The sequence below is a fragment of the Streptomyces sp. NPDC041135 genome, assembly GCF_055592085.1.
In genome coordinates, this window is record NZ_JBVIYZ010000068.1 from 1 (window position 1) to 7,088 (window position 7,088).

At 66.4% G+C, this 7,088-nt stretch carries 6 protein-coding genes and 3 pseudogenes; 3 read left to right on the forward strand and 6 right to left on the reverse strand.

Going from position 1 to position 7,088, the window contains the following annotated elements; genetic code table 11:
- Positions 1 to 99 precede the first annotated feature (99 nt).
- The 3 genes and pseudogenes from ACZ6CZ_RS37350 to ACZ6CZ_RS37360 all read left to right on the forward strand — a co-directional run.
- A pseudogene (locus ACZ6CZ_RS37350) lies at positions 100 to 219 on the forward strand (transposase family protein); the annotation flags it as partial.
- Between the two features lie 100 nt (positions 220 to 319).
- Positions 320 to 986: pseudogene (locus ACZ6CZ_RS37355) on the forward strand (leucine zipper domain-containing protein); the annotation flags it as partial.
- 54 nt (positions 987 to 1,040) lie between these two features.
- Positions 1,041 to 2,225 (forward strand): IS701 family transposase, encoded by a 1,185-nt coding sequence (locus ACZ6CZ_RS37360; protein ID WP_469030444.1) that lies wholly within the window; start codon positions 1,041 to 1,043, stop codon positions 2,223 to 2,225.
- Positions 2,226 to 2,531: 306 nt separating this feature from the next.
- On the opposite strand, the gene ACZ6CZ_RS37365 is transcribed toward ACZ6CZ_RS37360, so the two are convergent.
- From ACZ6CZ_RS37365 to ACZ6CZ_RS37390, 6 genes and pseudogenes are all read right to left on the reverse strand, one after another.
- On the reverse strand, positions 2,532 to 2,651 hold the full coding sequence (locus ACZ6CZ_RS37365; RefSeq protein ID WP_469030446.1) for an ALQxL family class IV lanthipeptide: 120 nt from the start codon (positions 2,649 to 2,651) through the stop codon (positions 2,532 to 2,534).
- Positions 2,652 to 2,703: 52 nt separating this feature from the next.
- Positions 2,704 to 2,832, reverse strand: a complete 129-nt coding sequence (locus tag ACZ6CZ_RS37370; protein WP_469030448.1) for an ALQxL family class IV lanthipeptide — start codon at positions 2,830 to 2,832, stop codon at positions 2,704 to 2,706.
- Between the two features lie 90 nt (positions 2,833 to 2,922).
- Positions 2,923 to 3,957 carry a radical SAM protein gene (locus tag ACZ6CZ_RS37375; RefSeq protein ID WP_469030451.1) on the reverse strand — a complete coding sequence of 345 codons (1,035 nt, stop codon included), beginning with the start codon at positions 3,955 to 3,957 and terminating at the stop codon, positions 2,923 to 2,925.
- Entirely contained in the window at positions 3,954 to 5,627 is a 1,674-nt protein-coding gene (locus ACZ6CZ_RS37380) for an ABC transporter ATP-binding protein (RefSeq protein ID WP_469030453.1), read from the reverse strand. The genes ACZ6CZ_RS37375 and ACZ6CZ_RS37380 overlap by 4 nt, the downstream gene beginning before the upstream one ends.
- 92 nt (positions 5,628 to 5,719) lie before the next feature.
- Positions 5,720 to 6,586, reverse strand: coding sequence for an ATP-binding cassette domain-containing protein (locus ACZ6CZ_RS37385; protein WP_469030456.1), 867 nt, complete (start codon positions 6,584 to 6,586; stop codon positions 5,720 to 5,722).
- Between the two features lie 57 nt (positions 6,587 to 6,643).
- Positions 6,644 to 6,982 (reverse strand): annotated as a pseudogene (locus ACZ6CZ_RS37390) (ABC transporter transmembrane domain-containing protein); the annotation flags it as partial.
- Positions 6,983 to 7,088: the final 106 nt, after the last annotated feature.

Consider the following 7,088-nt stretch of genomic DNA (forward strand, 5'->3'; position numbering starts at 1 on the left):
CGCTGACGATCACTTCACGAGACGCGTTCCCCACCACACGACCATGATCGACGATCGAGAACTCGACGCCTCACCGCCTACCGTGCACCAGCTCGTTAGGCACTGCTCACGCTGGTCCACCTGCGCTAGAACGAGAGGTTCGCCCAGCTCGGCGCCGGATTCGCGATATCGCAGGCCACCGCTTGGCGCCATGTGGACGAGGCCCCAGGTGTGTTGTCCCGGGACGTTGGTGACACGCGTGCTGGGTGCTGAACAGGTGAAAGCCTTCTGGGTTCGGTGTGGATTGCGACGTCTACGCGCCTGACCGCATGAGGCCCTCGTGTCCCACCGTAATGCCCCGCTGACGCCGACCGGGAGGCTGCGTCTGGCCCGGTGTGTCGTGGACGACGGCTGGCCGCTGCGGCGGGCCGCGGAACGCTTCCAGGTCAGCCACACCACCGCGCCCGCTGGGCGAGCCGCTACCGGCAGCACGGCAAGGCGGGCATGCACGACCGCTCCAGCCGCCCGCACCACAACCCGCTCCAGACGCCCGCCGGGGTTGAACAGCACGTCGTGCGGCTGCGGCGCGAACACCGCATCGGGCCGGTACGGCTGGCCGCCAGGGCCGGTATCGCCGCTTCGACTGCCCACCGCATCCTGGTCCGGCACGGCCTGCCTGCTCTGGCGGCCTGCGACCGGGCCACCGGCGAACCCGTCCGTTGCTACGCACGCGCCCGCCCGGCGGGCTGATCCACATTGGCGTCAAGAAACTCGGCCGCATCCCTGATGGCGGCGGCCACAAGGTCCTCGGCCGTGCGGCCGACAGCCCGAACAAGGACCGCTGCAACGGCGCCGGCTACGCGTACTTGCACATCGCTCTGGACGACCACACCCGCCTGGCCTACACCGAGGACCTGCCCGACGAGGAGGCCGCAACCTGCGCCGGCTTCCTCACGCGGGGCGCGGCCTGGTTCGCCCAGCAGGGCGTCCTCGCTGAGCGGGTCCTAGTACTGCAACGGTGCCTGCTGTGACTGATGGCCAGGTCGGTCGTTGGTGTGGGTATGGGTGGGGACCTTGCTGGTGTCAGGTTGTGGGCACGTGAACTGGACGCGGTGCACGAGCGGTTCGTGCACCGTTTCAGCAGGTCGGAGCCGCGTGAGTCGGCACTGGCCTATATGCGAGGACTGATCGCTCCGCTGCAACGCAAGAACGGCTGGACCGTGGCAGAACAGGCCGGTCATGACGGTCCGGACCGTATCCAGCGGATGCTGAACCGCATCGAGTGGGACGCTGACGAGGTCCTCGACGACGTCCGTGACTACGTGATCGAGAACCTCGGGGATCGCGAGGCGGTCCTGATCGTGGACGACACCGGATTCCTGAAGAAGGGAACGCGGTCGGCCGGCGTTCAGCGGCAGTACTCCGGCACCACCGGACGGACGGAGAACTGCCAGGTCGGCGTGTTCCTCGGCTATGCCACCGACCGAGGCAGAACATTGATCGACCGCCGCCTGTATCTGCCTACTTCCTGGACGGATGACCGCGAGCGGTGTCGTCGGGCCGGCATCAGTGACGAGGTGGCGTTCGAGACGAAGGTGGCCATGGCCAAGGCGATGGTCCGCAAGGCCATCGCGGACAAGATCCCGTTCGGTTGGGTGACCGCGGATGCCGCCTACGGCTTCTCCAAGGGCTGGCGGTTCGAGCTCGAGCAGGCGGACGTCTTCCACGTCATGGCCACCACCCGGCACGACACCGTCGTCACCCGCTGGGCGATCGACCACCCTGTCCACGACCTGTTCACCGGCCTTGCCCGGCAGAAGTGGAAGCGTCGTTCCTGCGGAGCGGGAGCCCACGGCCAGCGGGTCTACGACTGGGCTCGCGTCGAGGTGCGGCCCTGGCACCGCGAGGATCGCCGGCACTGGGTGATCGCCCGCCGCAGCGTCCACCGGCCCGACGAGATCTCCTACTACATCGCCTACTGCCCCGCAGAAACCACCCTCGACCAGCTGATACGTGTCGCGGGCAGCCGGTGGGCCATCGAGGAATGCTTTCAGACCGCGAAGCAGGAATGCGGCCTGGACGACTACCAGGTCCGCCGCTACCCCGGCTGGCACCGCCACATGACCCTCGCCATGGCCGCCCACGCCTGCCTGACCGTCCTGCGAGCCCGCGAGCTGGACACCGGGAAAGCAGAAACGGATCCTCCCAGCTCATCCACCTCAGCCTCGCCGAGATCCGACGCCTGATCACCCGCCTCACCGACCGCCGCCCCACGCCCGTCGAGCACATCCTGCACTGGTCGACCTGGCGCCGACGACGACAACACCAAGCCCGCACCAGTCACTACAAGCGACGCGGACACAGCCTCTGACCTGGCCATCAGTCACAGCAAGCACCGTTGCAGTACTAGTAGGGTCCGTCTTCAAACGGATCTTGCCCAGAGCAGGAATGACGCCAGGCTGACCGCTGCCTCGTGTGAGGTGGCGGTCTTGTCGCGTTCTGCTGCCGTCCGGCCGCTGTTACTTCGGCCGGACGGCAGCAAGCTTCAGCGGCTACTGCTTGGTGGTAGAGCAGGTGCTGTCACACGTCTCCTGACAGGTGTGGCTGCACGGCAACAGCCCCTGCGCTTCGTCGCCCGGCAGCATCTCGAGAGCCTCGAGGTTCAGTTCCATTTATGCCTCTTCATGTATGGGTAGTTTTTTAAGTGGTGCTCGTGAATTAGGTTCAGCCTGTGATGTTGCAGCTGTAGCCGCACGAGTTGTTACAGGAGATGCTGCAGGTCGGGTTGCAGGGCCAAAGCTCACTCTCCTCCGTGGAGTCGAGCAGTTCGAGGGCGTTCAGGTCGACTTCCATTGCGTGTTCTCCTCTAGTTCGATCCCACCTCTTACGTTAGAGGTGAGCATTTGTCCGGCGGCTTGGTGCTCGCCGGAAGTCAGTTATTAGTCAGTACTCAGGCCGTGTGCGCAACCGTGCGAGTTCCGTCTCCGCAGCAAACTGAAGGTCGATCGCCCGTGTCGCCGCCGCCCATTTCGTCATCGTGGCCGCCGATTCCAGTGCGGACGTGACGAGCGGGTGGCTGCGCTGGCGTACCGCCCGTTCCCAGAGCGTGCCAGCTGGTTCCTCAAGCAGGCTGCCGACGGTGCCTTCGTAGATGGGCATACTGCGCACCCTGCCGTCTGGTTCGACCTGCATCATGTCGGTGATGGCCTCACCCCGTGCAACGAGTTGAGGACTCAGCTGCAGGGCCCAGCCATCGAAGGTCTGCACCACCACGGAGGGTGGGAGGAGCGCCTGGAGTCGGCGCCGGTAACCATCATCCCGAAGACTCGTAAGCTGCTCGTCGTTAAGAAGTTCCTTCACCGCGAAGCCCGGACGGCTGGCCAGGCCGGAAGGTACAACCGCACCGAACGACAGGAAACTCATTGTGGGAAAGCGCGCAGCCAAGGTCGTGCACATCTCCTCGATTTGGTGCGCATTACTGGCCATGACGACGCAGTCGACGCCGAAGGACCATCCTGGCGCCCCGTTTCCCGCCGCCATGCTCGCCGCCGCTTCGAGCAGGGAGAGCGCGTTCATCGCCCGTTCGAAGGAACCGCGTCGCGCGCGGATGCGGTCGTGGACAACGTCGGTGGCGCCGTCCACGCTCACGTGGATGCGGCTGAAGCGCTCGGTGATAGTTCGAAGTGCAGCTTCGTCGAGCAGCCAGCCACTGGTGTATAGGTCCACATCAATGCCGGCGGCACGGAACCTATCAACTACAGCGGGAAGGCCGCGGACGAGGAGAGGCTCGCCACCACTGATCTGGACAGACCGCGGCCGGAGCGAGACGAGGGAGTCCGCCACGCGCAGCATGTCGTCGGTTGAAAGCTGTCGGGAGGCCCTTCTGCCTGACTCCGAGTAGCAGTGCACGCAGCGCAAAGGGCAGGCGTAGGTGAGGTCCCAGTTGATTTCTCTCGGGCGCTGGATGGTGTGGGTCAAGGCATGGTCCCTTGCTGCGCGGTCTGCGGATGCGCCATGGCGCTCCAGTGACCGGTGAGGTCGGCATACAGGTCGGACGTGGCGAGGAGTTCGTCGTGTGTTCCATTGACCGCGGCGCCGTTCCCGAGCAGGAGCACCCGTTGGGCCCGTCGTGCGGAACTCAGGCGGTGGGCGATCACAACCAGCGTCCCCGCACGGGCTGCGAACGCCGCTTCCACTCGGGCCTCAGCCCCCGGATCAAGGTGGCAGGTGGCTTCGTCGAGTACCACGATGGGGGCGGACGTCATGTATACCCGAGCAAGTGCGATCAACTGGGCTTCGCCGCCAGAGAGTTCGATACCTCCAGCACCGATTTGGGTGTCGTAGCCGCCGAGCCGCCGGATCAACCCAGTCATGCCCAGAGCCGAGACAGTCCGGTCGAGGTCGATATCGGTGGCAGCCGCTTGCAGATAGGTCAGATTTTCTCTGACAGTACCGGTGAACAGGTAGGACTCCTGCGGGATGAGCACCACGCTCCGGCGCAGCCATGCGGGGTCGACCGCGCCGATCGGCGTGCCTCCGAGCAGGATCCGCCCGCTCTGCAGCCTCATGAGGCCGGCTAGCAGGTGGGCCAGCGTCGACTTGCCGATGCCGCTGGGACCGACGACTGCGAGATGGTCACCATGGGCGAGAGTGAGCGAGAAGTCCTGGACGATTGGCTCTGCGTGCGGGGCATAGGCGAAGGTCACGCACTCAACGTGAAGGTCGAGCCGCTCCGGCTCCGGTGCAAAGGCGACGGTGTCGGGGATTTCGGGAAGGGCGGAGGCTTCAAGCAGTCGGTGGGCGGTGACGCCGAGTTGTCGTCCCCATGTGCCGACCGTGCTGACCAGGGTTCGTACCGCCGGTTCGAGAACGGTGAGCAGATAGGTAGTAGCACCGACCAGCTGACCGACTGTCAGCCGCTCGCTCGATACCAGCCACGGGGCGGTCAGGAGGACGACGGCGATCGGGGCCTGGCCGGCGACGGCAACAATGGCTGTGCGCACCGAAGTGGCACGCATCAAGCGGAGGCGCACCTCGGCGTGGGCGTTCACCGATGCCTCGATAGTGGCGAGCGCCTGGTCCTTGCCCCCACTGGCCGCGATGTCGCGAATGCCGCTGAACACGGCGCCGCACTTCGTGGCGACATCCTCGTCCGCGAGGAGGGCGGCACGCTGCAATGTGTTCAGCCTTCGGAGCGTGACGAGGTATCCGCCAAGGCCGAGCACGATCAGAGGGACGACCATCAGGGCTACGACGGGGGCCAGCGCCATCAGTCCGGTCAGTCCGAGCACGAGGGAGACGACCGTCCGTCGCAGCATGCGCAGCATCGCTGAGACCAGACCGCGGACGGATTGCACCTGGTCCGTCAGTCGTGCGACGGCAGAGGTGTCTGGGCGGTCGGTGCCTGCCACGGATCGAAGAATGGTGCCTGTTACGACCCGGGTCGCGAAGGCGTCACGCAGGGGCTCGACGGCTGCGCCGAGCCAGGGCAGCACCTGGCGGGAGGCAACAATCTGCAGGACCAGGAGCAGACCGAACAGGCTCAGTGCGGCAAGGCCGATGCCGGGCCTGCCTACCAGGAAGCCGCGGTCGACGGCGGCGGCGATGAGAGCTCCTGCGAACAGCGCCGGGGTGGCCTCTGCAGCCATCCAGCTCAGCGCCTTGAAAAGGGCGGTTCGCTGGCTGAGTAGGTCCGTGGTGAGAGTGCGCCAGGCGGCTCGGCCGAGCGTGTGGTCTGGGCTCAGGCTCCGCCTTGCCATGCCGGTTCCTCCTGTCCAGGTGGTACGGATGCTTCGGGTACTGATGTGTCGAAGATCTCCCGGTAGGCCGGGTGGTCCCACAGCTCGTGGTGCGGTGCCAGGGCGCGCAGGCGTCCCTCGTGCAGCCACACCACCTGGTCGGCGCGGGCTGCGGTGCTGGCCCGGTGGGCGACGACGATGGTGGTACGGCCGGTCGTTGCCTTGACCAGGGCTCCACCGATCTGGGCCTCGGTGGCGGTGTCGAGGCTGGAGGTGGCGTCATCCAGTATCAGGAGCGGACGGTTGCCGAGCAGTGCCCTGGCGATCCCGATCCGTTGGGCTTCGCCGCCCGACATGGGGGCGTCGGCCATGGGTGTGTCGTAGCCGTCCGGGAGGCGGCGGATGAAGTAGTCCGCGCAGGCCATGCGGGCGGCCCGCTCGACGTCCGCGCGGGAGGCGGTCGGCTGCCCGTAGGCGATGGTGTCGTGCACGGTGTCACCGACGAGCACGGGCCGACCGAAGGCGTAGGAGACGTGGGCGCGCAGCGCGCGTTCGGCGACGCGGGAGAGGTCGGCGCCGCCAATGCGGACAACGCCGTCTGAAGGGGTGGCGAGGCCGCCAGCCAGAAGGGCCAAGGCGGTCTTGCCGCTGCCGGACCGTCCGACGATCGCTGTGGATATGCCTGGGCGCAGGGACAGGTTGAGGTCGTGGAGGACGGTCCGATCGCCCACCTCAACTGTGACGTGATCGAACTGGATGATGCTCGGGCCGGTGGGGAGAGAGTCGGTGCGCATTTTCGCGCGGGGGTTGCTGAGGGCGAAGACTTCGTCCAGGCGTTCTGCTGCGGACCGGATGCGGGTGATGTCCATGAGGCCGTCGAGCTGGCCGAGGAAGCTAAGAGCCAGGGGCACGTAGCGCACTGCGGCGATCAGTGAGCCGGCAGACAGCCGTCCGCCGGCCACGCCGTACCCGGCGACGGCCAGGACGACAATTTCGGTGGCGGGGGCGAGCAACAAGAGGCGCCAGCTATTTCGGGCTTGGCTGACCCAGATTTGGCGGCCGGTTTCACTGAGCTCCGGCAGTGGCTGCAGGATCCGCTGAACCTCGCGGTCCGCCGTACCGTTTGCTCGGATCGTCCGTATCCCCATCAACGTGTCGGTCAGGCGGCCCGCCAGTGTGCCCTGCAAGCTCTGGTAGCGGCGGTACAGATCGGCCGTCCGGGTGACGAAGGTTTTCATGAGGATGAGGCCGACGGGCACGGAGAATGCGAAGGCTAAGACCGTGTCCTACGTGGTGAGGCGGAGAAGTCGCTTGTAACAGCAGAGGGCGGCGGCGAGGCCGAGAAAGGCCAGGTAGTTGCGGGGGTCGCGC

Excerpts from the sequence above, each read along its gene's own strand:
- ACZ6CZ_RS37365 (WP_469030446.1), bottom strand. The coding sequence starts at position 2,651 with ATGGAACTGAACCTCGAGGCTCTCGAGATGCTGCCGGGCGACGAAGCG.
- ACZ6CZ_RS37370 (WP_469030448.1), bottom strand. The coding sequence starts at position 2,832 with ATGGAAGTCGACCTGAACGCCCTCGAACTGCTCGACTCCACGGAGGAG.
- ACZ6CZ_RS37380 (WP_469030453.1), bottom strand. The coding sequence starts at position 5,627 with ATGGCTGCAGAGGCCACCCCGGCGCTGTTCGCAGGAGCTCTCATCGCC.
- ACZ6CZ_RS37360 (WP_469030444.1), top strand. The coding sequence starts at position 1,041 with ATGGGTGGGGACCTTGCTGGTGTCAGGTTGTGGGCACGTGAACTGGAC.
- ACZ6CZ_RS37385 (WP_469030456.1), bottom strand. The coding sequence starts at position 6,586 with ATGGACATCACCCGCATCCGGTCCGCAGCAGAACGCCTGGACGAAGTC.